General features: G+C 70.2%; 15 protein-coding genes and 1 pseudogene. 11 read left to right on the top strand and 5 right to left on the bottom strand.

What is annotated here, in order from left to right; genetic code table 11:
- Position 1: 1 nt before the first annotated feature.
- The 11 genes from ACPXY0_RS04430 (at position 2) to ACPXY0_RS04380 (ending at position 15914) form a co-directional block, all read left to right on the top strand.
- Positions 2-886, top strand: coding sequence for a 3-hydroxyacyl-CoA dehydrogenase family protein (locus ACPXY0_RS04430; RefSeq protein WP_423928841.1), 885 nt, complete (start codon positions 2-4; stop codon positions 884-886).
- A gap of 165 nt (positions 887-1051) precedes the next feature.
- Positions 1052-2362, top strand: coding sequence for an aspartate aminotransferase family protein (locus ACPXY0_RS04425; RefSeq protein ID WP_423930567.1), 1311 nt, complete (start codon positions 1052-1054; stop codon positions 2360-2362).
- A 40-nt stretch (positions 2363-2402) separates the two neighbouring features.
- Positions 2403-3311, top strand: coding sequence for an SDR family NAD(P)-dependent oxidoreductase (locus tag ACPXY0_RS04420; protein ID WP_423928839.1), 909 nt, complete (start codon positions 2403-2405; stop codon positions 3309-3311).
- A 190-nt stretch (positions 3312-3501) separates the two neighbouring features.
- Positions 3502-4422 (top strand): creatininase family protein, encoded by a 921-nt coding sequence (locus tag ACPXY0_RS04415; RefSeq protein ID WP_423928837.1) that lies wholly within the window; start codon positions 3502-3504, stop codon positions 4420-4422.
- A gap of 173 nt (positions 4423-4595) precedes the next feature.
- Complete coding sequence (locus tag ACPXY0_RS04410) at positions 4596-5672, top strand: lysylphosphatidylglycerol synthase transmembrane domain-containing protein (RefSeq protein WP_423928835.1); 1077 nt, start codon at positions 4596-4598, stop codon at positions 5670-5672.
- A 29-nt stretch (positions 5673-5701) separates the two neighbouring features.
- The gene (locus ACPXY0_RS04405) at positions 5702-6841 is read left to right on the top strand and encodes a phospholipase D-like domain-containing protein (RefSeq protein ID WP_423928833.1); all 1140 of its coding nucleotides are present in this window, start codon (positions 5702-5704) and stop codon (positions 6839-6841) included.
- A gap of 177 nt (positions 6842-7018) precedes the next feature.
- Positions 7019-8143, top strand: a complete 1125-nt coding sequence (locus ACPXY0_RS04400; protein ID WP_423928831.1) for a hypothetical protein — start codon at positions 7019-7021, stop codon at positions 8141-8143.
- Between the two features lie 34 nt (positions 8144-8177).
- The gene (locus tag ACPXY0_RS04395; protein ID WP_423928829.1) at positions 8178-10640 is read left to right on the top strand and encodes a DUF1592 domain-containing protein; all 2463 of its coding nucleotides are present in this window, start codon (positions 8178-8180) and stop codon (positions 10638-10640) included.
- 8 nt (positions 10641-10648) lie between these two features.
- Positions 10649-12058, top strand: coding sequence for a DUF1552 domain-containing protein (locus ACPXY0_RS04390; protein ID WP_423928827.1), 1410 nt, complete (start codon positions 10649-10651; stop codon positions 12056-12058).
- Positions 12059-12072: 14 nt separating this feature from the next.
- Entirely contained in the window at positions 12073-13860 is a 1788-nt protein-coding gene (locus tag ACPXY0_RS04385; protein WP_423928825.1) for an ankyrin repeat domain-containing protein, read from the top strand.
- A gap of 59 nt (positions 13861-13919) precedes the next feature.
- Entirely contained in the window at positions 13920-15914 is a 1995-nt protein-coding gene (locus ACPXY0_RS04380; protein ID WP_423928823.1) for an ABC-F family ATP-binding cassette domain-containing protein, read from the top strand.
- A gap of 1023 nt (positions 15915-16937) precedes the next feature.
- Here the strand turns inward: ACPXY0_RS04380 and ACPXY0_RS04375 are convergent.
- From ACPXY0_RS04375 to ACPXY0_RS04355, 5 genes and pseudogenes are all read right to left on the bottom strand, one after another.
- Positions 16938-17084, bottom strand: a pseudogene (locus tag ACPXY0_RS04375) (6-bladed beta-propeller); the annotation flags it as partial.
- Between the two features lie 259 nt (positions 17085-17343).
- Positions 17344-17772 (bottom strand): Zn-ribbon domain-containing OB-fold protein, encoded by a 429-nt coding sequence (locus ACPXY0_RS04370; protein ID WP_423928821.1) that lies wholly within the window; start codon positions 17770-17772, stop codon positions 17344-17346.
- Positions 17769-18959 carry an acetyl-CoA acetyltransferase gene (locus ACPXY0_RS04365; protein ID WP_423928819.1) on the bottom strand — a complete coding sequence of 397 codons (1191 nt, stop codon included), beginning with the start codon at positions 18957-18959 and terminating at the stop codon, positions 17769-17771. Before ACPXY0_RS04365 ends, ACPXY0_RS04370 begins: the two co-directional genes overlap by 4 nt.
- Positions 18956-21328, bottom strand: coding sequence for an SLC13 family permease (locus tag ACPXY0_RS04360; protein WP_423928817.1), 2373 nt, complete (start codon positions 21326-21328; stop codon positions 18956-18958). Before ACPXY0_RS04360 ends, ACPXY0_RS04365 begins: the two co-directional genes overlap by 4 nt.
- 21 nt (positions 21329-21349) lie before the next feature.
- Complete coding sequence (locus ACPXY0_RS04355; RefSeq protein ID WP_423928815.1) at positions 21350-23599, bottom strand: amino acid permease; 2250 nt, start codon at positions 23597-23599, stop codon at positions 21350-21352.
- Positions 23600-23720: the final 121 nt, after the last annotated feature.

Raw genomic sequence — 23720 nt, 5'->3', positions numbered from 1 at the left:
GGTGGCCTCCCGGGCCGACGCGTCCGTCCTCCACCCCGCGCTCGCCGTCCTCGGGGCCGGGACCATGGGCCACGGGATCGCCCAGGTCGCGGCCATGGCCGGCTACGAGACGCGTCTCTTCGACATCCTGCCGGAGGCGCTCGAGGCGGCGCGCGACAGAATCGAGGCCAATCTCCGGAAGGGGATCCAGCGCGGGAAGGTGACGCCCGATGAACGGGAGCATGTCCTCGGCGCGCTTTCCTTCACCCGATACCTGAGTGAAGCGGCCGACGAGGCCGACATCGTGATCGAGGCCGTGCCGGAGCAGCTCGATCTCAAGCGGAAGATTCTCGTCGCCTGCACGGAGGCTGCGGCCGATCACGCCGTGCTCGCGACGAACACCTCCTCCCTCTCCATCAGCCACCTCGCGCATGGGCTCCCATCTCCGGAGCGCGTGGTCGGAATGCACTTCTTCAACCCCGTCCACATCATGGCGCTCGTCGAGATCGTGCGCGGCGCGGAGACCTCGGACGACACCGTCGCCGGCGCCCGCGAGGCCGCCGAACGGATGGGGAAGACGCCGATCGTGATCGCCGACTCGCCCGGCTTCGCCTCCTCGCGGCTCGGCGTCGCACTCGGACTCGAGGCGATCCGCATGGTCGAGGAGGGCGTCGCGAGCCCCGAGGACATCGACACCGCGATGAGGCTCGGATACCGCCATCCCATGGGCCCGCTGAAGCTCGGAGATCTGGTCGGACTCGACGTTCGGCTCGATATCGCACGCTATCTGTACGAGACGCTGAGGTCGCCGGTGTTCGAGCCACCTGCCCTGCTCGAACGCATGGTGGCGGAGGGCCACCTGGGGAAGAAGAGCGGCCGCGGCTTCTACGATTGGAAGGACGGCTGACGACACTCGATCCCCCGTGGCGCACCGACTCGCGGGTCTGGTAGAATCGGCCAGGTGTGGCGCGGCCTCGGGCGCGCCGGCGAAGACGCCCGCGAGGATTTGAGATGACGATCTTGAGACGACGATGATGTTGACCGAACAGCGCAGGAGAGTCCCTTGAGCAGCGTGCAGACCGCCCCCGAGACGGGGTCCCGAACCCGAGCCCTTACCGCGGCGCAGGCCGACTACCTCTTCCCCTGGGTCCGTCCGTACTACAGCGAGCCCCTCGCGCTCTCCGAGGGAGAGGGCGTGTGGGTGCGGGACGTGGATGGGGACGAATACCTGGACCTGTTCGCGGGCATCCTCACGACCTCGGTCGGCCACTGTAACCCGGCCGTGCTGGACGCGGTGCACGACCAGATGGGGCGGCTCGGACACACCTCCACCCTCTACGTGACCGAAGGCCAGATCGAGGCCGCGCGCTCGCTCGCGGAGATCACGCCGGGATCGCTGAGGACGACCTGCTTCACGAACAGCGGCACGGAGGCGGTGGAGGCCGCGGTGGCGACCGCGCGGCTGTACACGGGCCGGCACGAGATCGTCGCGTTGCGGCTCTCGTACTCCGGGCGCAGCACGCTGACCAGCCACATGACCGCGCAGGGCGCCTGGCGGCTTCCGGGCGGGGGCACCGACGGGGTGGTCCACGCCCGCTCCCCCTACGCCTACCGGTCACCGGTCGGCGGGGGCCCGGAGGCGACGGACTTCTTCATCGACGACCTCGTGGAGGTGATCGAGACGACGACCGGCGGGAAGCCGGCCGCCTTCTTCGCGGAGACGATCCAGGGCGTGGCGGGCGTCATCGTGCCGCCGCCGGACTACTTTCAGCGGGCGGCCGAGGTCATCCGGAGCTACGGCGGCCTCTTCATCAGCGACGAGGTGCAGGCCGGGTTCGGCCGCACGGGCGAGCACTGGTTCGGCATCGAGCACTGGGGCGTCGAGCCGGACATCATGGTGATGGCCAAGGGGATCGCGAACGGCTATCCGGTCGGAGCGACCGTCACCCGCCCCGAAATCGCCGAGGCGTGGCAGGGCCCGTCGATCTCGACCTACGGGGGGAACTCGATCTCGATGGCGGCGATGCGGGCCACGCTCGGCGTGATGAGGCGCGAGGACGTGCCGGCCCGCGCCGCGGAACGCGGGGCGCAACTGCGGGCCGGCCTCGAGGCGCTGCGAAGCGCGCACACCTGGATCGGCGACGTACGCGGCCTGGGCCTCATGCAGGGCGTCGAACTCGTGACGGACCGCGCGCGGAAGACGCCGGACGGTGACCGGGCCGGAGCCCTGCTCGAAGCCGCGCGCGAGGAGCGCCTCCTGATCGGCCGGGGCGGACTCAACGGACAGGTGATCCGGATCGGCCCCTCCCTCCTCATCACCGAGGAGGAACTGGACGAGGGGATCCGCCGGTTCGGAGCCGCCTGCCGCCGCATCGACGGCTGATGGACCGCGGCCGCGCGGTGACTCGGCGGGACGACGCGCGGTGAGCCGCCTGGCGGGGCGCATCGCGATCGTCACAGGTGCGGGCCGCGGCATCGGGCGGGCGCACGCGCTCGCCCTCGCGGCGGGCGGCGCGCGCGTCGTGGTGAACGACCTCGGCGTGAACATCGCGGGCGAGGGCGCGCATGGCGGACCCGCCGAGGCCGTGTGCCAGGAGATCCGGGCGGCCGGCGGCGAAGCCGTCCCCAGCGGGCACGACGTCTCGCACTGGGACGAGGCCCGCGACCTGATCGCGCACGCGGTCAACGCCTTCGGCGGGCTCGATATCCTCGTGAACAACGCCGGGATTCTCCGCGACCGCGCGCTCTTCAACATGTCCGAGCGGGAATGGGACGCGGTCGTCGCCGTCCACCTCAAGGGGCACGCGGCGCCCAGCCGGCACGCGCTCGCGTGGTGGCGTGCCGAGGCGAAGGCGGGCCGGCCGCGCCGGGCCTCCGTCATCCACACGACCTCCTCCTCCGGCCTGTGCGGCAACTTCGGCCAGGCCAACTACGGCGCCGCGAAGATGGGGGTCGTCGGCCTCTCGAGGGTTCTCTCGATCGAGGGGTTCCCCTACGGCGTGCGCTCCAACGTGATCTCGCCCTCGGCGCGGACGCGGATGGTGGCGGGCATGACCGGCGCCGATCAACTGGGCGGACCCGACGAGACGGGGTACGACCCGTTCGGGCCCGAGCACATCGCCAATCTCGTCGCGTGGCTCGCGGAGACCGACTGCCCCGCCCGGAACCAGGTGTTCCACATCTCCGGCCGGCGCGTCCGGGTGCTGGAGGTCCCGAGCATCGCCTTCGAGGCCCGCTCCGACGGCGACCTGACGCCGTCCGCGCTCGCCGAGGCGCTGCGGGACAAGCTGGTGGACCCGCTCGACGCGTTCGACCTCATCCTCGGCGGTTAGCCGCCCTGATCGCCTCGTCCGATCCCTTCGAGGCATCCGGATCCATTGATCTCGACCCCTTGCCCGCGTGCTTCCGTCGGGCGGAGATTCGCTCTACTGGCGGCGCGTGAAGGACCGCCGCTCATGCTCGGGCCCCTGGCCTCCAATGTCGATGGTTGATGGTCCGGCGAAGAGAAACAGGAGGAGGACGATGAAAGACGTACGCTCCATGTCGACCGGGTTGACCGCGTTTCTCACCGTCGCGGTGATCTCCCTCGCCCTCCCAGCCGGAACCCTGGCCCAGAACCAGGAGATGACGCCGGAAGAGCGCGCCCGCGTCATGGCCGAGTACGAGGCCCGGATCGACGCCGAACTCGTCTCCGAGCGGCCGATCGAGATGTTCGACTCGATCTGGATCGAGGAACTCACGTGGATGGAAGTCCGCGACATGATGGCTGACGGCTACAACATCGCGATCGTCCCCACGGGCGGGATCGAGCAGAACGGGCCCTACGTCGCGACCGGCAAGCACAACTACGTCCTGCAGGGGACGTGCGAGTCGATCGCGCGGGAGCTGGGGAAGGCGCTCTGCACGCCGATCATGAAGCTCGTCCCCGAGGGGGACATCGACGAACCGTCCAGCCACATGCGCTACCCCGGCACGATCTCGCTCCGCCAGGAGACGTTCGAGGCCGTGCTCGATGACGTCGCCTCCAGCCTCCGCGCCCACGGCTTCGAGCACATCATCTTCATCGGCGACAGCGGCGGAAACGTGCAGGGGATGGCGAACGTCGCCGCCCGCCTCAACGAACGCTGGGACGACGCCCACGCCCACCACATCCCCGAGTACTACCGCTACGGCGGCGGCGACTTCCTCGAGTCCGAACTCGGGATCGTGGAGACGGAGAACGACGGGATCCACGACAGCTTCGGGATCACGAGCCTGATGATGGTCGTCGACCCCACCGTCGTCCGCTACGAGCAGCGCGTGAAGGCGGGGCTGGCGAAGATCAACGGCGTCCCGATCGCCCCGAAGGAGGAGACGATCGAGATCGGCCGCACGCTCCAGGCCTACCGGACCGCCCTCACCGTCGAGAAGATCCGCGAGTCGATCGCCGACACGGGCATGTAAGGGCGAGCGGCCACGGTCGCCGCAGCTCGGACGCCTCACTCGATCGGCTCACGATCCGCGCGGGATCGCGGGATCGTCGAATCTCACCGCCCCCCGCGAGGCGTAATGGGCCCTTCCGGCCCCCGCCGACAGGTTGTGCGCGCGAATCCCCCGTACCAGGAAAAGAAGGACGAGTGGCGAGTCCCCAGCCGAGTTCCCCCATCCCTGCGCGAGGCAAGCTGATCCTCGGCGCGCTCGCGTTTGGCGGCCTCACCATGTTGGGAATCGCGGCGCTCATCCGATGGCGCCCTCCGTTGGAGCTCGGCAGCATCCTCGCCCGCATCACGCCGGTGTTCGCCATCGCCTTGCTGGCGCTGCTGGCACTCGACTTCACGCTCGGCGGCCTCCGGTATCGACTGCTTCTCGACGGCAGTGTCTTTTCGCGCGTCTCGCTCTGGCACTGTATGCGAGCGAACTGGGCGAACATGCTGCTGGGCGCGATCACGCCGGCGCAGACGGGCGGCGGTGCCGCGCAGCTTTACGTCCTGTGCAGGCATGGGGCGCGGTTGTCCGAAGCGATTCTCGCCTCGATCCTGACGTTCGTCGCCACCCTGCTCTTCCTCGCACTCGGCGGTCTCGCCGCTCTGGCGTTCGTGCCGCGCGAGGCGTTGTCCCGAGGCGTGCTGGTCGCGCTCGTCATCACGGTGGCGGTCATCACGGCGCTGGCGGGTCTGCTCATTTCGGCCGTCGCCGCGCAGCGGGGTACGGTTCGGCTGCTTCGACGCTCCCTCAGCGCGGTATCGAGACGGGGGACGCGGGTCCGGCGCTGGGCGGCGGCGGGCCGACGCCTGTTGAGCCGTGAGGTCGAGCGGCTGGCCTCCGGGGTCCGGGCGGTCGCGTCGCGCGGGAAAGTGACGCTCGTCCGGGTGTGCGCCGCGACCGCCCTGCTCTTCCTCAACAAGTATCTCATGGGCTACGTCCTCGCGGCGGCGCTCCAGGGGCCGGTCGACCTCTCCTTCATGGGACTCCAGCTTCTTCAGCACATCGTCCTCTACTTCTCGCCGACGCCGGGTGCCTCCGGCATCGCCGAGGCCTCGACGGGGCTTCTGATGAATCGGGTGCTGCTCGCCGAGGTGACGGTGCTGTGGGTGGTCGGCTGGCGGCTGCTCACGACGTTTGTCGGGACGATCCTGGGAGCGTTCGTGCTGCTCGTCGAGGCGCGACGACACGTACAGGACGTCCGGGCGGACGAGAAAGGCGCGGCTGCGTGAACGGGATGGGCGAGCCGACGTCTCGTTCGATGAGACTGTGCCTCGGCGGCGCCGAGTTCTGGGAGCACCTCGAGCGCGACATCCGCGCGGCGCGTGACTATGTCTACGTACAGACGCTCTCGTTCGAGGGCGACGCGGCCGGGCTGGGCCTGGCGGGGGCCCTGCTGGCCTGCGCGGCGCCCCGGAAGCGCATCGTCGTGGACGCCGTGACGAAGTACCTGATCAACGACCGCTTCATCGGTCTGCCGGCGGCGCGGCTCGACGCGGTCCTCCAGCGCGAGGTCGCGGCCACCGGCGAGATGTGCGACCGGCTGGACCGCGGCGGCGTGCCCGTGAGGTTCTCCTGGCCCGTGGGCCGGCGGTTTCACCGACTCGTGGTGCGCAACCACAAGAAGCTCATCGCCATCGACGACCGGATCGCCTACCTGGGCGGCATCAACTTCAGCGACCACAACTTCGCGTGGCACGATTTCATGATCCGCATCGAAAGCCCGGGGATCGCGGCGTTCCTGCGCGAGGACTTCGAGCACACGTGGCGGGGAGACGACCGGGCGGCCGCGGCCGAGATCGATGGCGATGAGATCATGGTCGGAGAAGGCCGGGGCAACTCCGGGCTGCGCGACGCCGTCTCCCGCGCACTCGACCGGGCGACGGACCGGATCGTCGTCCAGTGCCCGTACGTCAGCGAGCCGTTCTGGAGCGCCCTCGGCCGAGCGCACCGCCGCGGCGTGCACGTCACGGTCATGATGCCGGAGGAGCACAACCGGGCCGTGATGAAATGGGGTACGCTCGACGCTTCGCGACGCGAAGGCTTCGAGGTCCTCATGCTGCCCGGTCCGATGACACACGCGAAGGTGATGCGGATCGACGACGTGCTCGTGCTCGGCTCGGCGAACTTCGACTATGTGAGCTTTCGCATCCAGCCGGAGGTCGTGCTCATCACGAGCGCCCCCGGTCTCGTCCGCGAGATCGGAGAGCGCATACTCGAGCCCGATCTCGCGCGCTGCAGGGAGCCGACGAAGGAGCGCCGGCAGCGGTGGCGCGAGCGCCTGGGCGGCATCGCGATGCGCGCGCTGGAGCCGCCGTCCTCCTGGGTACGGGAACGCCGGTCGGGTCCCATCCCGCTCGCGACCTGGCGCGACGGACTCGAGCTTCCAGGCTCGGGGTAGCCGCTCCGCCCGGCCACCCGCTCATGCACGCGAGACGCGTGTTCGCACGCGGAGGAGGAGAAAATGACGACCCCGGAAGTGATTCCACCTGGCCGCTTATGCCAATTCAAAGTTGATCCTTGAATCAGCCCGGGTCCTGGCGAGGGAGTGGCGCGGCAGGGGGTCGTACGTGAGCCCATGACTTCCTGGTTTCGGCGCTATCCGCTGCCGGGGTTCGTCTTCCAGTCCATCATCATCGCGGGCGGGTACGGGACGGGGCGCGAACTCGTCGAGTTCTTCCTCCGCTTCGGGCCCCTCGGAGGCCTGCTCGGCATGCTGCTCCCGTCGATGCTTCTGGTGAGCCTCACCTCGATGGCCTCGTTCGAGTTCGTGCGCGTGTTCGAGACGTACGACTACCGAACGTTCTTCCAGCGGCTGCTCGGGCGCGGCTGGTTCGCGTACGAGATCGGCTACCTGAGCGCCGTCCTCCTCATCCTGGCGGTCATCGGATCGGCGGCGGGGGCCTTTCTGCTCGAGACGTTCGGCCTGCCGCACTGGGTGGGGGTCGTCGGACTCCTCCTCACCATCGGCTTCCTCGTCTTCAAGGGAACGGGCACGATCGAGCGCTTCTTCTCGGGCTGGTCGTTCCTCCTGTATGGTGTCTACATCGTCTTCTTCGCCTGGTCGATCAGCCGCTTCGGGGGCAGCATCGGGGCCGCGCTGGCGTCGGGTGAAGTCCGCGAGGGCTGGGCGCTGTCGGGATTCCGGTACGGAGTGCTCCAGCTCTCACTCATACCGGCGATGCTCTTCGCCACACGGCACATCCGGCGGCGAAGGGAGGCGCTGTGGGCGGGCGCGCTGACGGGGCCGATCGCGATGATCCCCGCCATCCTCTTCTTCGTGGCGATGAGCGGGCAGTACCCTGGCATCCTGGACCGGCCCCGTGCCGGCCAACCATCTGCTCGAACTGCTCGGCTCAAGAGGGTTCCAGATCGCGTTTCAGGTCGTACTCCTCGGCACGCTCATCGAGTCGGGGACCGGCTTGATCCACGCCTTCAACGAACGGATCGACGGCGTGTTCGCGGCGCGGAAAGCCCACATGCCGGCGGCGGTGCGGCCGACGGTGGCCGTCATCCTCCTGCTCCTCGCCTCCGCCCTCTCCAGATTCGGGATCATCGACCTCATCGCCACGGGCTTCGGCGCCCTGAGTTGGGCCTTCCTCTTCATCTTCGTCCTCCCCCTGCTCACGCTCGGGATGTACCAACTGCGCAAGCGGCCCACGTAGGGCGGGATCGCGTCGGCCGTCCTATATTGAAGGGTTAGGTTGCGTCTGGGCCGAGAGGGACGGGCGATTCACATGAAGAAACTCCTGGTTGCGCTGTCCTGCATCGCGCTTTGGGGGCTGATCGCCGCCCTTCCCGCGGGGTGGTCGCGCTTCGCCCCGGCGGCGGCGCACGCGCACGGGCTCGTCCCGGACACGATCCCGCAGACGATCGTGAGCCAGGTCTGCACCAACTGCCATAACGACAGGCGGCTGCTGGGCAACCTCTCCCTCGAACGGTTCGTCGTGGAGACGGCCCACCTCGAGGCGGAGACGGCGGAGAAGATGATCCGCAAGCTGCGGGCGGGGATGATGCCGCCGCCCGGGATCCGGCGCCCGCCCGCGGAGGACCTGCTCGAACTCGCGCAGACGCTCGAGGCGCGGGTCGACGCCGCGGCCGCTGACCGCCCCGACCCCGGCGCCCGCTCCTTCCAGCGTCTGAACCGGGCGGAATACGAGCGCTCGATCCGCGTGCTGCTGGGGCTCGAGGTCGACGCCTCCGCGTACCTCCCGAACGAGACGATCAGCGCGGGCTTCGACAACATCGCCGACGTGCAGAACCTCTCCGCGACGCTCCTCGAGGGGTATCTGACCGCGGCGAGCGAGATCAGCCGGGTGGCGCTCGGGGACCTCTCCCTGACGCCGAGCGAGACCGAGTACGAGGTGTCGCGCTACGCCGAGCAGCGGCAGCACGTCCCGGGGACGCCGATCGGCACGCGGGGCGGGATCGCGGTCGTGCACAACTTCGTGGCGGACGGCGACTACGTCTTCCGCCTCGCCTTCCAGCACGAGTCCACCGGCAACTTCTTCGGGCAGACGACGCCGTTCGATGAGCAGGTCGAACTCTCGATCGACGGCGAACGCGTGGCCCTGATCGACATCGACCGCTGGATGCACCGCCAGGACCCGAACGGGGTCCAGGTCGAGACGGAGCCGACCCACGTGACGGCGGGCCCGCACCGGGTGGCGGCCGCCTTCATCAAGCGCTTCGACGGGCCGATCGAAGACCTCGTGTCGCCGCACGAATGGAGCCTCGCGGACAAGAAGATCGGCTACTCGCACGGGATCACGGTCGTCGCGCACCTGCGCGACCTCACGGTGCGCGGCCCGTTCGGCGTCACCGGGATCTCCGAGACCCCGACCCGCGCCCGGATCCTCACCTGCCGACCCGAAGCGGGCGACGCCGAGGCGGAAGCGCGCTGCGCCCGCGGGATCGTGGAGAGGCTCGCGCGTCAGGCGTACCGCAGGCCCGTCGACGCCGGTGACATCGATCCGCTCATGGCCCTGTACGAAGCGGGGACCGGCGACGGGGGCTTCGAGGTGGGGGTTCGCACGGCGCTCCAGGGGATCCTCGCCAGCCCGGACTTCATCTTCCGCTTCGAGGAACCGCCCGCGGGAGAGGCGGGGGACGCGGCCGACGGTCTGTACCGGATCGCGCCGATCGACCTCGCCTCGCGGCTCTCGTTCTTCCTGTGGGGGATGCCGCCCGACGACGAGTTGATCGAGGCCGCGCGGACGGGCGGGCTGTCCGACGATGCGGGGGTCGAGACGCAGGTGCGGCGGATGCTCGCGCACCCGGACGCCGAGGGGCTGGCGTCGCGCTTCGCCGCGCAGTGGCTGCGCCTCCAGGACCTCGACAACGTGCACCCGGACGCGCTGCGCTTCCCCGACTTCTACGAGCAGCTCGCCGACGACATGCGGCGCGAGACGGAACTGCTGTTCGAGCACCTCGTGCGCGAGGACCGCAGCCTGTTCGAGCTGCTGACGGCGGACTACACGTTCGTGAACGAGCGGCTCGCCCGGCACTACGAGATTCCCGGGGTGGCCGGGACGCACTTCCGGAAGGTCGCCTATCCCGATGAGAGCCGCCGCGGGGTGCTGGGGCACGGGAGCATCCTGACCTCGACCTCGCACGCGAACCGCACCTCGCCCGTGCTGCGCGGCAAATGGGTCATGGAGGTCCTGCTCGGGACGCCGCCGCCCCCGCCACCGCCGGACGTGCCCGATCTCGAGGCGACCGAGGAGGCGGAGGAGGGCCGCTTCCTCACGGTGCGCGAGCGGCTCGAGCTGCACCGCGCGAGTCCGGCCTGCCGGTCGTGCCACCGCGTGATCGATCCGCTCGGGCTCGCGCTCGAGAATTTCGACGTGACGGGCGCCCACCGGATCAACGACAGCGGGCGCGCCATCGATCCCAGCGGCGAACTGTACGACGGGACGCCGCTGTCGAGCCCCGCGGACCTGCGGACCGCCCTCCTCTCCCGGCGCGAGTCGCTGGCGAGGACGTTCACCGAGAATCTCATGGCCTACGCCCTCGGCCGCAGAGTCGAGTACTTCGACATGCCGACCATACGTCAGATCACGCGGCGCGCGGAGGCCGACGACTATCGCATGTCCGCCTTCCTCCTCGGCGTGGCGCAGAGCCCGGCCTTCCTCATGAGCCGGAGCGGGGCCGTCGTCGAGCAGGGCGTCGAACAGCCGGACGCCGGCAACGGGAACTAGGGGAGTCGATGGACATCATCACAGGCAAGTATATCCCCCGCCGGACCTTCCTTCGGGGAGTGGGCGCCACCATGGCGCTCCCGATGCTGGACGCGATGGTCCCCGCCGGACGGCTCCGGGCCTTGATCCGCCCCAACGATCCGACGCGGCTCATCTGCATCGAGATGGTGCACGGGGCCGCCGGTTCGACCGCGTACGGGGCGTCGCGCGGCTACTGGTCGCCGCTCGAGACGGGGCGCGACTTCGACCTGAGCGCGGGGGCGCTCGCCTCCCTCGAACCGTTCCGCGACCGACTCACGATCATCAGCGACACCGACGTGGCGTCGGCGGAAGCGACGATCCCGAAGGAGATCGGCGGCGATCACTTCCGGTCCAGCGCGACGTTCCTCACCCAGTCGCACCCGCGACAGACGGAGGGCTCCGACATCTTCGCCGGGACGTCGCTGGACCAGATCTACGCGCGGCGGTTCGGGCAGGACACGCCGATCCCCTCCATGCAGCTCTGCGTCGAGAACGTCGACCAGTCGGGCGGCTGCGCGTACGGCTACGCCTGCGTGTACACCGACACGATCAGCTGGAAGTCGCCCACGGAGCCGCTCCCCATGATCCGCGACCCGAGGATCGCCTTCGACCAGCTGTTCGGGGCCGGGGGGAGCGCGGAGGAACGTGCCGCGCGCCGGCGGGCGCACCGCAGCGTGCTCGACTTCATCGCCGGCCGCATCGGCGAACTGCGCCGGGAACTCGGCCCGAACGACGTCCAGCGGCTGGACCGCTACCTCGAGAACGTGCGGGAGATCGAGCGCCGCATCCAGCGCGTGGAGGCGCAGAACCGGAGCGGTGAGGAGCGGACGCTGCCCGAGGCGCCGGCCGGCGTGCCCGACTCGTTCGTCGATCACGTGCAGCTCATGTTCGACCTCCAGGCGCTCGCCTTCGAGTCCGACGTGACGCGCGTGTTCTCGTTCAAGCTGGGGCGTGACTCGTCGGCCCGGGTCTTCCCGGAGAGCGGCGTCGACAAGCCGTTCCACCCGGCCTCCCACCACGGGGCCGACGAGGGGAACATCGACGACTTCGCGCAGATCAACCGCTTCCACGTGTCGATGGTCCCGTACCTGCTCGAGCGGCTGCGGAACACGATGGACGGGGAGACGGACCTGCTCGAGAAGACGATGGTCGTCTACGGCTCGCCGATGGGCGACCCGAACGTACACAACCACAAGCGCTGCCCCCTGTTCGTGGCGGGCGGGGCGAACGGGAAGCTGGACGGAGGCATGCACGTGCGGGCCGCGCCCGCTACGCCGATGGCGAACGCGATGCTCTCGCTCATGCACGCGCTCGGGGTGGAGGACGCCGACCACTTCGGGGACAGCACGGGGGCGCTGTCGCTCTCGGTTCCCGGCACGAGCGCGGCCGGATCGTGAGGCGGGGCGAGCGGATGCAACGCCGCGCGGCGTTGCGGCTGCCGGCGGTCGGGCTCCTGGCGGCGCTCCTGGCGGTGCTCCTGACTGCGGGACATGCGCCGGACTCACCGGTCGCGGACGCGGCGATGGCCGGCGATATGGCCCGCGTGGAGGCGCTGCTCGCCGACGGCGCGGACGTGAGCGCGCCGCAGGGCGACGGGATGACGGCGCTCCACTGGGCCGCGCGCGCCTCGAACGCCCCGCTCACCCGCCTGCTTCTCGGCGCGGGCGCGGACGTCGACGCGACGACGCGCATCGGGGCCTACACGGCGCTCCACCTCGCGAGCGAAGTCGGGAGCGCGGAGACCGTGGGCCTCCTGCTCGCCGCCGGTGCGGAGCAGACGGCGACGACCGATGAGGTCGGCGGCGCGTGGCCCCTGCACCTGACGGCCGGGGCCGGCGCGGCGGAGGCCGTCCGCCTCCTGCTCGAACACGGCGGAGAGACCGACGCCCGCGAACGGCGCTGGGGCCAGACCCCGCTCATGTACGCGGCGGCCCGCGGCCGCGAGGCGGCCGTGCGGGCGCTCCTCGAGGGCGGCGCGGACCCCAACCTCGCCACCTGGGTGACGGATATCACCGCGCTGGCCGAGTGGTCGCAGGCGGACCGGCGCGCCCGCAGCGCGCGCATGCGCGGGCAGGAGGCGCCCGAGGTGCCGCCCCGCCCCGCCCCCTCCGACCGGCCGCTGGCGGCGGGGCGTGACGCCCCGGGCGCACGCCCCGAGGCGGACGAGGCGGAGAACGACTACGAGCGCCCGATCGAGGAGCCCGAGCCCCTCGGCTACGGCGACCTGATCGGCGGTCACGGCGGGATGACCGCTCTCCTCCATTCCGCGCGCGAGGGCCACGCCGGCACCGTCCGCGCGCTCCTCGAGGGCGGGGCGGACATCAACCATGCGAGCGGCGGCGACCACACGAGCCCCATGCTCATCGCGATGATCAACGGCCACTTCGACCTCGCGATGGAGATGTTCGAGGCCGGCGCCGACCCCCAACTCGCCTCCGCCGCCGGCACGACGCCGCTGTTCGCGGCCCTCAACGCCCAATGGGCGCCGAAGTCTCGCTATCCGCAGCAGCACGCCTACGGACAGCAGCGACACGGCTATCTCGACGTCATGCGGCGCCTGCTCGACGCGGGCGTCGACCCCGACGCGCGCCTCGAGAAACACCTGTGGTGGGTCTCCTACAACTTCGACCTCCTCCAGATCGACCTGAAGGGCGCGGCCGCATTCTGGCGCGCCGCCTACGCGCTCGACGTGGAGGCCATGAAGCTGATCGTCGAGTACGGGGCGGACCCCGACCTCGCCACGATCAGGGTGCCGCCTCGGAGCCTCCCCGTCTGGGACCGCGAGAAGCGGGACCTGTCCGGCGTGCCGCCCGTGCCCGTGGGCGGGCCGGCGGACTATCCCATCCACGCCGCGACCGGAATCGGCTACGGCCAGGGTTTCCCCGGCAACGCGCACCGGTACGTCCCCGACGGCTGGCTGCCCGCCGTGCGCTATCTCGTCGAGGAACTGGGCGCGGACGTGAACCAGCGGGACGAGGAGGGCTACACGCCGCTCCACAACGCGGCCTCTCGCGGCGACCTGGAGGTGATTCGGTTCCTCGTCGAACACGGCGCGGACGTCACCGCCGTGAGCCGGGTCGGCCAGACGACCGCCGACATGGCGAACGGCCCCTACCAGCGCACCCAGCCCTTTCCGGAGGCGGTGGCGCTGCTCGAGAGCCTCGGCTCGAAGAACAACCACAACTGCGTGTCCTGCTGAGCCCCCTCGCCCCCCGGCGCCCGGCGAACTGACGCGGGCGGCCAGATCCTCACGCGCACATGATCACCGTCTCGGGGCTCGGGAAGGCGTTCGGGGGCCAGATCCTCTTCCGCGACGCGACCTTTCTGCTCAACCCCGGCGAATGCTACGGTCTCGTGGGCGCGAACGGCTCCGGCAAGACGACGCTGCTCAACATCCTCGGCAGCACCGAAGACCCCACGGAGGGCGCCGTCAGCGTGCCCAAGCGGCTCCGGCTCGGCGTCCTCCGGCAGGACCACTTCCTGTACGAGGACGAACCGATCCTCGGCGTCGCCGTCATGGGCGATCCGGAACTCTGGCGCGCGATGGTCGAGCGCGAGGCTCTGATCGCGAAGGAAGACGGAGCGTTCGACGCCGACCGGTTCTCGGAACTCGAGGAGACCTTCCAGCGACACGACGGCTACACCGCGGAGGCTCGCGCCGGCCAGATCCTCGAGGGTCTCGGCTTTCCCGACGAGATCCACCGCCGGCTCCTCTCGACCCTCTCCGGCGGCTTCAAGCTCCGGGTGCTGCTGGCGCAGGTCCTCGCGGGCGCGCCCGACGTCCTCCTCCTCGACGAGCCCACGAACCACCTCGACATCCTCTCGATCCGCTGGCTCGAGAAGTACCTGCGCGAGTTCAAGGGGGCGATCGTCGTCATCTCCCACGACCACCGGTTCCTGGACAATGTCGCGACGCATATTCTCGACATCGACTATGAGACTGTCACCGTCTATCCCGGGAATTACGACGACTATCTGATTCGAAAGAGAGAGGACCGGGAACGGCGCGAAAAGGAACTCGCGAAGCGGGAGCGGGAGATCGCCCACCACCGCGAGTTCGTGGACCGTTTCCGGGCCAAGGCGAGCAAGGCGCGGCAGGCGCAGAGCAAATTGCGGCTGATCGAAAAGAAGGCGGGGACGCTGCAACCGCTCCCGGTCAGCTCGCGCCGCTATCCGGGGTTCCGCTTCGAGCCGCGGCGCCCGAGCGGGCGCACCGTGCTCGAGGTGGAGGGGGTGAAGAAGGCGTTCGGCGACAACGAAGTTCTGCACGGCGTCGACCTCACGCTCGATCGCGGCGATCGCCTCGCGATCATGGGGCCGAACGGGATCGGCAAGTCCACCCTGCTCAAGATCATCATGGGCGAACTCGCGTCCGACGCGGGCCGGGTGGCGTGGGGCTACGAGACCTGGCCGGGCTACTTCGCGCAGGACCAGGAAGCCCGCTTCGAGTCACCGGGACAGACGGCGGAAGACTGGATCGCAGGCTTCTGCGGGGGGCGGACCCTCGGCTTCATACGCGGCGAGATGGGGCGCGTCCTCTTCTCCGGCGACGACGCGAAGAAGCGGCTCGGCCAGCTGTCGGGGGGAGAGGCGGCGCGGCTCGTCTTCTGCCGCATGGCGATCGAGCGGCCCAACGTGCTCGTCCTCGACGAGCCCACCAACCACCTCGACCTCGAGTCGATCGAGGCGCTGGTCGAGGCGCTCCGGTCGTTCGACGGGACGATCATCCTCGTCTCGCACGACCGCTGGTTCGTCTCGCGGCTCGCAACCCGGATCGTGGAGATATCCGAGGAGGGGATTCGCGACTTCCGCGGCAGCTACGAGGAGTACGTCCACTACTGCGGGGACGACCACCTGGATGTGGACACGGTCGTGCTCAGGGCGCGGAGGGAAAAGCGGGCCGCCCGCGCTTCCGCGGCCGAAACTCGCGGCGCCAGCGACCCCCCGGCCGACGCTCCGGGCGAATCCGCGGGGCGGCGCAACGCCGGAGCGGCCACTCGCAGGGGGAGCAGAAACCGCTATCGGGGCGGGTCGCTCCGCACGAAGCGTGACAGGATCACCGCCAGCATCGGAGCCGCCGAGACCCGGATCGCCGAGATCGACGCGATCTTCGGCGACCCCGCCTTCTACGACCGCACCGCTCCGGAGGGTGTTCGCCGACTCGAGACCGAGCGCACGGCCCGACAGGCGGAACTCGACCAACTGCTCAAGGATTGGGAAGACATCGAGACCGAACTCGCCCGCCTGAACTGACGGCGCTCGGCGCGTCCCACTCAGGCTTTCCTCCGGGAGGTTCCGAAGTAGGCGTCTGAGCAGCTTGATCGTGGCGCTCGCGCCGGTGTCGTGTTCGTCGCCGAATGAACCGCCTCCGGCTGCGCCGCCGCCACCGATCGATCTGGCCGGCGCATGGGCAGCATTCGTTCCCCGCTCCAGGGGCCACAACTGCACGGACTCCACCTCGAGTTCGTCCCTGGTGTGACCCAGGAGGTAGTCACTGCCGATCTCGCAGATCTTCAGGTCCTCCGGCGTCTCCACGAATCCGAGCACGCGTCCCTCCGGATCGAAAACGGTCCATGGAACACCGGGCCGGTCGTCCGCGGGGGACTCGAATTCCCGCACCCAGAGATGGTCCAGGGCGTCGGCCATCACGGAGTCGAGAGCCGGCAGGTGCTCGGCCACCGGCGCGGCCCGGTACCCACGACGTACATCCGCCTGATACCGTTCGATCTCCTCCGGAGACCACTCCAGGGGAACCAGGGAGACCTGCTCCTCGATCCGGGCCTCGATATCGGATCGTTCGGGGGGTCGGCGTACATGCTGGCGCCGCACGATCCGCGCCAGCGACCCGTCCGCCCGGAACGCTCTGAACTCGTAGCGGTCCGTGCGGCCGATGACGACCAGATCGCCCCAGGGAGCATGGACGAGTCTCCGGCCGAAAATCTGCTCCCACAGGTCGAACCGATAGGCTCCCGGAGGCGTGAGGTGGTACTCCGGGCCCGGGTGAGTACCGAGTCGGGCCTTGAGATCGCCCTCGCCATCCCTCAGATGCACGACGATCGTGTCGGCGTCCCGCCAGCGCCATGTGGCAAGGCCGGATCCGGCCCTCGTGGCCGACTCCGGCCGCAGGGCGAGCCATATCGGATCCTCGTCGTTGCCGCCGAGTCGAAACGTGCGACCGTAGTTCCCGTCCGAATCGAAGACCGAGATGCCTCCGGTCCGGGTCCACCAGGCGGCGATCGAGTCGCCCGGCCACGGTTCGACACGACTCATGCTGGTGAACTCTCCGGGCCCCTCACCCTCCCCCGCCCAGCTGTCCACGTGCGTACCCGACTCGTCAAAGACGCGCAGCTCGTTCGTGCCTCGGTTGGCGACCACGATCCGGCCGTCGGACAGCCGCGTGGCGTCAAGGGCTCCGTAAAGCATGTGCGCCTCTTCGCCCTCGAGGACGCCGATCGAAACCAGCGGCTCCGGACCGATACGCCACGCCAGGCGGGATCCCTCGGGCGGACGGGGATTCTCGACGATCCGGATTCCGGCGCTGTCTCGTATCTCCACCCTGGGGGTCGGCACCCTTGTCCGCTCCTGTCCGCAGGCGGCGGAGGTCAGGGCCACCAGGGCGATGGAGGCGCAGCGGTTCACGAGTCGGCCGCTTCTTCGTTGAAATGGACGGCGTGCCATCACGCTAGGGTATGATCGTGAAGACGGGGAGCGGGGGGGCCTCCTGGCGCGGATGCCAGGCCACCACGACCGGGTCGCCGATCGCGACGCCCTCCGCGATCGCCGCGCCGGCCGCGTCGACGATGCGCGTGAGGAGGACCGGACCCTCCTCGAGGCGGACGAGCGCCACGTAGTAGGGGGGCTCCAGATCTGGGCTCATCCTCAGGTGGTTCGTGGTCAGCGAGTAGATCTCGCCGCGGCCGCTCGCCTCCACCCACTCGACCTCGTCCTGGCAGGCGAGGCAGAAGGGGCGCGGATAGAACTGGTGCGCGCCGCAGGCGGTGCAGCGCTGCACGAGGAGCCGTCCCTCGGCCGCGGCCGCCCAGTAGGGCCGGCTGAGCGCGTCCCCGTAGCCCGTCTCCTCCGGCGCGCCCGAGCCGCCCAGCGCGCTCACTCTCGCCCCAGGACCACGGTGGAACGGACGGAGAGGCCGCCCATGCCGTGGCAGACGCCGATCCGGGGGGCGGGGAGTTGGCGCTCGCCGCACTCCCCGCGCAGCTGACGCACCGCCTCGATCAGGAGCAGGATGCCGAGCGCACCCGGGTGGCAGTAGGAGAGCCCGCCCCCCGACGTCATGGCGGGGATCGATCCGCCGGGTCGGAGGGCGCCGCCCTCGATCAACCGTCCCCCCTCGCCCGGGGCGCACAGTCTGAGTTCCTCGAGGTGGGTGATCACGTTGATCGTGAACGCGTCGTACACCTCGAAGAAATCCGCGTCACCGGCGGAGAGACCGGCCATCCCGAACGCCTCGGAGGCCGCGAGATACCCCGCCGAGCGCGTGAGGCTGGGGGCCTCGGACACATGCCAGAAGGCGTGGCTCTCCCCGGCGCCGAGCACTCGCACGGGGGCCTTCGCCGCGTCCCGGGCGCGGTCCCGGTGCGTGACCACGATCGCCCCGCCCCCATCCGTGACGAGACAGCAGTCGTGCCGGTGCAGCGGCTCGGAGATCGGGCGCGAGCCCAGCACCTCCTCCGGCGTGAGCGGCGTCCGGCGCCAGGACTTCGGGTTCAGTTCCGCCCACAGGCTCGCCGCCACGGCCACCTCGGCGAGTTGCTCGCGCGTCGTCCCGTACTCGTGCATGTGCCGCGCCGCGACGAGCGCGAAGGGCCCGATCGGCATGAGCATCCCGTACGGCGCCTGGAACTGGTCGGTGAGGTGGTACGGGTCCGGCGCGTACGCCCCGCTCCCCGAACTCGAGATCGACAGCCGGCGCGCGCGCTTCGAGCGCTGGCGCGACGCGTACGCGATGAGCGCGACCTCGCAGCGGCCGGCGGCGACCGCCAGCATGGCGTGATGCACGAACGCCTCGAACGCCGCCCCCCCGAGGTCCGACGAGTCCGCGTAGCGCGGCTGGATCCCGAGGTACTCGCCGACCTGCACGCTCCCCTGCTCTCCCATGTAGTTCACGAAGAGGCCGTCCACGTCCGCCAGCTTCAGTCCCGCCTCCGCCAGCGCCTCGCGCGCCGCGAGCGCGACCATCGACATCTCCGTCTGGTCGAACACCTCGCCCAGCGCCGTCTCCGCGACGCCCGCGATGTAGACCGGCCGGGAGGAGAGCGGCGAACTCGTACCGGCACTCATATGGGCCACACCACGGGCAGGAAGAAGACGACGAGGAGGAGAAGGAGGAGGAAGAGGGGCGCCCCCACGCGCGTGTAATCCGTGACCTTGTACCCGCCGACCCCCATCACGAGAAGGTTCACGGGGTGGCCGAAGGGACTCAGGAACGCGCACGACGATCCGACGGCCACGACCATGAACAGCGCCCGGGCGGAGAGGTCGAGTTCTGTCGCGGTGCTGAGCGCGATCGGCGCCACGAGCACGGCCACCGCCGAGGTGGGCACGAACTGGGCCGCGAGCGCGCAGAGAAGGAAGAGGGTCGCGATCAGCACCCGGGGACCCGCCTCCGCCGCCCTCCCGACCACCTCGCGCGCGAGCAGTTCGGCGGCGCCGGACTCCTCCATCGCCAGGCCCAGGGCCAGCATCCCGCCCAGGAGCACGACGACGCGCCACTCGATGAGCGGGTACACCTCGTTCCCCTTGAGGCACCCGCTGAACACCATGAGCAGCGCCCCCAGGAGCGCCGCGATGTAGACCGGCAGAAGGTTCAGCGAGGCCGCGAGGATGACGCCGACCATGATCGCGCTCGCGAGCGGCGCCCGGCCCACCCGGAACACCTCGCGGAGTTCGGCCGTGAGCACCAGAAAACGCGGGTCGCGCGCCAGCAGCTGGATCTTCTTCCGCCCGCCGTAGACGAGGAGGGCGTCTCCGAACTGGAGCCGCGTCCCGCCGAGACGGATGTTGGAGTGGATCGTCCGGCCGCCGCGCCAGATGGAGAGCAGCGTCAGGCCGTACGACTCCCGGAAGAAGATCTCGCCCAGCGTCTTCCCCACGATGTTCGAACTGGGGGCGAGCGTGACCTCGCCGAATCCGACCCGTTCGGACTCGAGTTCCGTCAGGGAAGGCGGGGCGTCGTGCGGCTCCAGCGCCTGGAGCGCGTTGAGGACGGCGTAGGACTCCTGATTCCCCTCGACGATCAGCCGGTCGCCCGATCTCAGGGTGTCGGAGGCCTGAGGCAGGAAGATGTTCTCGTCGCCCGATCCTCCCCCGCGATGGATCTCGAGGATGGTCAGATCGAAGGCGCGTCTGAGACGGGACTCCGACAGCGTCTGCCCGTGGAGAGCTGATCCCTCCGGGATGTCGAGTCGCATCAGCCAGCGCTGGAGTCCGTACTCGCGGGTGCCCGTCCCGACATCCGTCCAGCTGAGCGAGGCGAACTCGTCCGCGTAGCGGAGTTGTTGCAACTGGTCTTCACGTCCGAGGAGGAGGAGGGTGTCCCCGGCCTCGAGCCGCGCCTCCTGGAACGAGGCGCTCCGGACCTCGTCGCCGCGCCGGATGGCCACGACGTGGGCCTGGAAGCGGTTGCGGAAATTCAGGCTCCGCACGGTGCTCCCGATGAGGCTCGAACTCGGCGCGATCTCGACTTTCGCGAGCGCCGTGGCGTCCTCCACCGGGCGCCACAGGGTGTCCTCCGATTCTTCCTGGTTCGCGAGGCGCCCCCAGGCGCGCAGCCGCTCGACCACGTCCTCACGACCTTCGCAGATCAGGATGTCGCCGCCCCGCAGGAGGAAGTCCGGCTCCGGTGCCCGCAGCAGTTGCCCGCGCCGGCGGAGGGCGAGGAGATCGATCCCCAGCGCCCGGCCCAGGCGGGCCTGTACCAGCGACCTTCCGTCGAGCGCCGAACCGCGCGGGATCCGCAGGGAGAAGAGCGTCTCGCCGAGGTCGTAGCGACCGCGCAGGTCGACGTCGCCCACGGCCTCGTCGCCATCGGTGGGCCGGTCCGGGAGGAGGTGCCGTCCGGCGAGGATCATGTACAACACGCCCAGAACCAGGGCGGCCGCGCCGACGGGGGTGAACGAGAACAGGCCGAACGAACCCTGTCCCGAGCGCTCGAGGACGGTCGAGAGGAGGATGTTGGGTCCGGTCCCGATGAGCGTCGTCATCCCGCCGAGGAGGGCGGCGAAGGAGAGCGGGATGAGGAGCCGCGAGGGCCGCATCCCGAGGCGGCGGGCGATGTCCAGCACCACCGGGAGGAGGAGCGCGGTGGCGGCGATGTTGTTCATGAGGCCGGACATGAGCCCGGCGGTGAGCATCATGAGCCCGGTCACGCGCACCGGCGAGTCTCCGGCGAGGCGCATCACCTGGGCCCCGACGAGGTTCGCGACGCCCGTCCGGTACAGCCCCCCGCTCAGTACGAGCACCGCCGCGATCGTCACCACCGCCGGATTCGCGAACCCTTCGATGGCGCGGGACATGGGGATCACGCCGCTGATCGCGAGCGCGAGGAGGACGATGAGCGCCACCCCGTCGTAGCGCACCCACTCGGTGACGAAGAGGACCACAGCCACCGCGATGATCGCGAGGACGATGACGATGTCGGCGTTCAGCATGGTGTGTTCAAGATGTCTCGTTCAACGGATCGGCCTCTGTATCGTGGATACCGCCTGCGCGATGCCCCGCGCCGCGAAGGAGCCGGCGTCGGCGCGCCGCCCGAGCAGGATCAATGGGACCGTTGTCTTCCTCGCAACCTCGAGCGCGAAGGGGCCGATCGAGGGCCTCTCCCGGCCGCGGTTCTCCATCCCCATCACGACGAGGTCGTTCGCCTCCGCGCGGCGTGCGATGCAAGCGACCGGGTCATCGGTGAATTCGAGTTCCACCCGGTACGGGCCCGCGGCCTCGTCCCGCGCGAGGCGATCGATGACGCTCTCGAACCTGCGCCGGGAGTCCGCCCCCGTTCCCGGAGGCAGGGCCCGTACGAAGGTCAGGGTCGGAGCGCTGGAACGCGACAGGCTGGCGAGCAGGCGGGCCCGCAGGTGGCTGTGCGCGCTCCGCCCCCCCACCGGCACGAGGATCCGCGTCGCTTCGGAGATCCTCCAGCGAGGCGGCGCGCGGACGATGACCACATCGGCTTCGATGTTCGAGATCAGCCCCTCCAGCCGGGCCTCGACGCCGGGTTCCGTGATGCGGGGCAGGCCCACGAGTACGGTCTCGCAGCGGTGCAAGTCCGCGACCCGAGCGATCTCGCCCCACACATCCGTCGCGATCGTGAACAGCGTTTCGGGCCGCGCCGGGCTCTCGATGCTCCGTCCCATGGACTCCGACAGGATGTCCTGCGCGTCGCGGATCGCCGCGTCGTCCGGGACGGCGTCTCCTCGCAGCACCGAGAGGAGGAGGACCCGGCCGACGTTCGGCGTGCAAACGGTCGCGGCCATGTCGGTCAGGCTCGCCGCGCTCGCCGGGTTCGCGATCGGCGCGAGCACGAGCGGGCTCCGCCCCCTCGACCGGGCCAGGTCCGGATCGCGGGCCTCCGCGCTCGCGTCAGCCAACCGGGCGCCGGGGGCGAGCGCCATCAGGTAGAGAACGACCCCGACGCCGAGCCACAGGACCGCGACGCGCCCCGCCTCGGGGACGGCGACGGCCTGAAATATCGCCAGCCCCACGCAGAGGACCGCCCCGGCGACCGGAATGAGCGGAAGGCGCAGGTCGCCGCCTCGGCGCTGCGCGAGGATCGCCGTGCAGTGGACCATGGCGAAGGAGACGAGGAAGATGAGGCTGGAGGCGGCCCCCGCCGCGGCGACGGTGCCGACCGCGAGCGCGATCACGGCCATCATGGCGCCGGTCGTGACCACGGCGATGGCCGGCGTGCCCGTCCGCCCACGCATCTCCCCCACGCGCCGCGGGAGGGTCCGGTCGCGCGCCATCGAGAAGGCGACCCGGGAGGCTCCGTACAGGTTCGCGTGCAGCGCCGACAGCATGGAGAGGAGTCCGGCCCCGATCACGAGCCAGTAGCCGGCCGCACCCATGTACCGCTCCGCGGCCCCCGCGACGAGCCCCTCGGGGTTCGCCTCCGCCGCGGCGTGGATCCCGCCCGGGGGCGCCCCCACCGTGGCGATGATGAGGAGGAGCGGGATGTAGATGACGAGCGCGATCCCGAGGGAGAGGTACATCGCGCGCGGCAGGGTCTTCCGCGGGTCCTTGACTTCGCCTCCGACGGCGGCGATGAGATCGAACCCCTGGAGGGCGATGAAGGTGTACCCCATCGCCTGCAGCACGCCGAGCGAGCCCGCCGGGGCGAACGGACTCAGACGGCGGAGCGCCTCCGCGGGGGCGCCGGCAACCCACGCCCACGCGCCCCCGGCGAGGAGCACGACGAAGACGATCACCTTACCGATCGTGGCCGCGTTGCCGCCGCCCGCCGTGCGCTCCACGAGCAACCAGGAGTAGACCCCGATGGCCGCGAGCGCGAAGAGAAGCTCGGCCCTGCCGTCCCCCATCCAGCTCCACGACTCCGCGAGCCCGGGGAGGAGCCGCAGCAACCCTTCGACGGAGAAGGCGGCGAAGCCGAGGGCGTAGAGGACGCCCGCCACGATCGAGGCGAACCAGACGACCCAGCCCACCACGAACGCGACCTCGATCGAGAGGACCCGCTTCGCGTAGGTGTAGGTGCCGCCGGACTCCGGGAAGCGGCGAGCCAGTCGGGCGAAGCTGACCGCGGTGAGGAACGCGATCCCGCCGTTGAGGGTGAAGGCGACGATGGCGGCGGCGCCCGCGGTGGCGAACGCGACCCCGGCGAGGGCGAGGATGCCGCCCCCCACGATCGCGCCCACGCCGAGCGCGGTCGCGCCGTAGAGTCCCAGATGCCGTTCGTTCCGTTCGCTCATTCCCGGGTGCCGAGAGCTTCCGTTGCGGGCGGGTCCTGGCAATCGTCGCGATTGCCGCGATTGTCTGCGGCGGAGACCGCGCTAATCTTCGGCGCGCGCCGTGACGTTGTCACGGTCGCCG

Source organism: Candidatus Palauibacter sp., assembly GCF_965237495.1.
In the GTDB taxonomy this organism is placed as follows: domain Bacteria; phylum Gemmatimonadota; class Gemmatimonadetes; order Palauibacterales; family Palauibacteraceae; genus Palauibacter.
The sequence above is the reverse complement of the archived record's forward strand: the minus strand, read 5'-3'. Positions and strand labels throughout refer to the sequence as shown.

Bases quoted from the DNA above. Each gene is read 5' to 3' on its own strand.
- ACPXY0_RS04380 (WP_423928823.1), top strand. From the start codon at position 13,920: ATGATCACCGTCTCGGGGCTCGGGAAGGCGTTCGGGGGCCAGATCCTC.
- ACPXY0_RS04365 (WP_423928819.1), bottom strand. From the start codon at position 18,959: ATGAGTGCCGGTACGAGTTCGCCGCTCTCCTCCCGGCCGGTCTACATC.
- ACPXY0_RS04355 (WP_423928815.1), bottom strand. From the start codon at position 23,599: ATGAGCGAACGGAACGAACGGCATCTGGGACTCTACGGCGCGACCGCG.
- ACPXY0_RS04415 (WP_423928837.1), top strand. From the start codon at position 3,502: ATGAAAGACGTACGCTCCATGTCGACCGGGTTGACCGCGTTTCTCACC.
- ACPXY0_RS04390 (WP_423928827.1), top strand. From the start codon at position 10,649: ATGGACATCATCACAGGCAAGTATATCCCCCGCCGGACCTTCCTTCGG.
- ACPXY0_RS04385 (WP_423928825.1), top strand. From the start codon at position 12,073: ATGCAACGCCGCGCGGCGTTGCGGCTGCCGGCGGTCGGGCTCCTGGCG.
- ACPXY0_RS04405 (WP_423928833.1), top strand. From the start codon at position 5,702: ATGAGACTGTGCCTCGGCGGCGCCGAGTTCTGGGAGCACCTCGAGCGC.
- ACPXY0_RS04400 (WP_423928831.1), top strand. From the start codon at position 7,019: ATGACTTCCTGGTTTCGGCGCTATCCGCTGCCGGGGTTCGTCTTCCAG.
- ACPXY0_RS04395 (WP_423928829.1), top strand. From the start codon at position 8,178: ATGAAGAAACTCCTGGTTGCGCTGTCCTGCATCGCGCTTTGGGGGCTG.
- ACPXY0_RS04360 (WP_423928817.1), bottom strand. From the start codon at position 21,328: ATGCTGAACGCCGACATCGTCATCGTCCTCGCGATCATCGCGGTGGCT.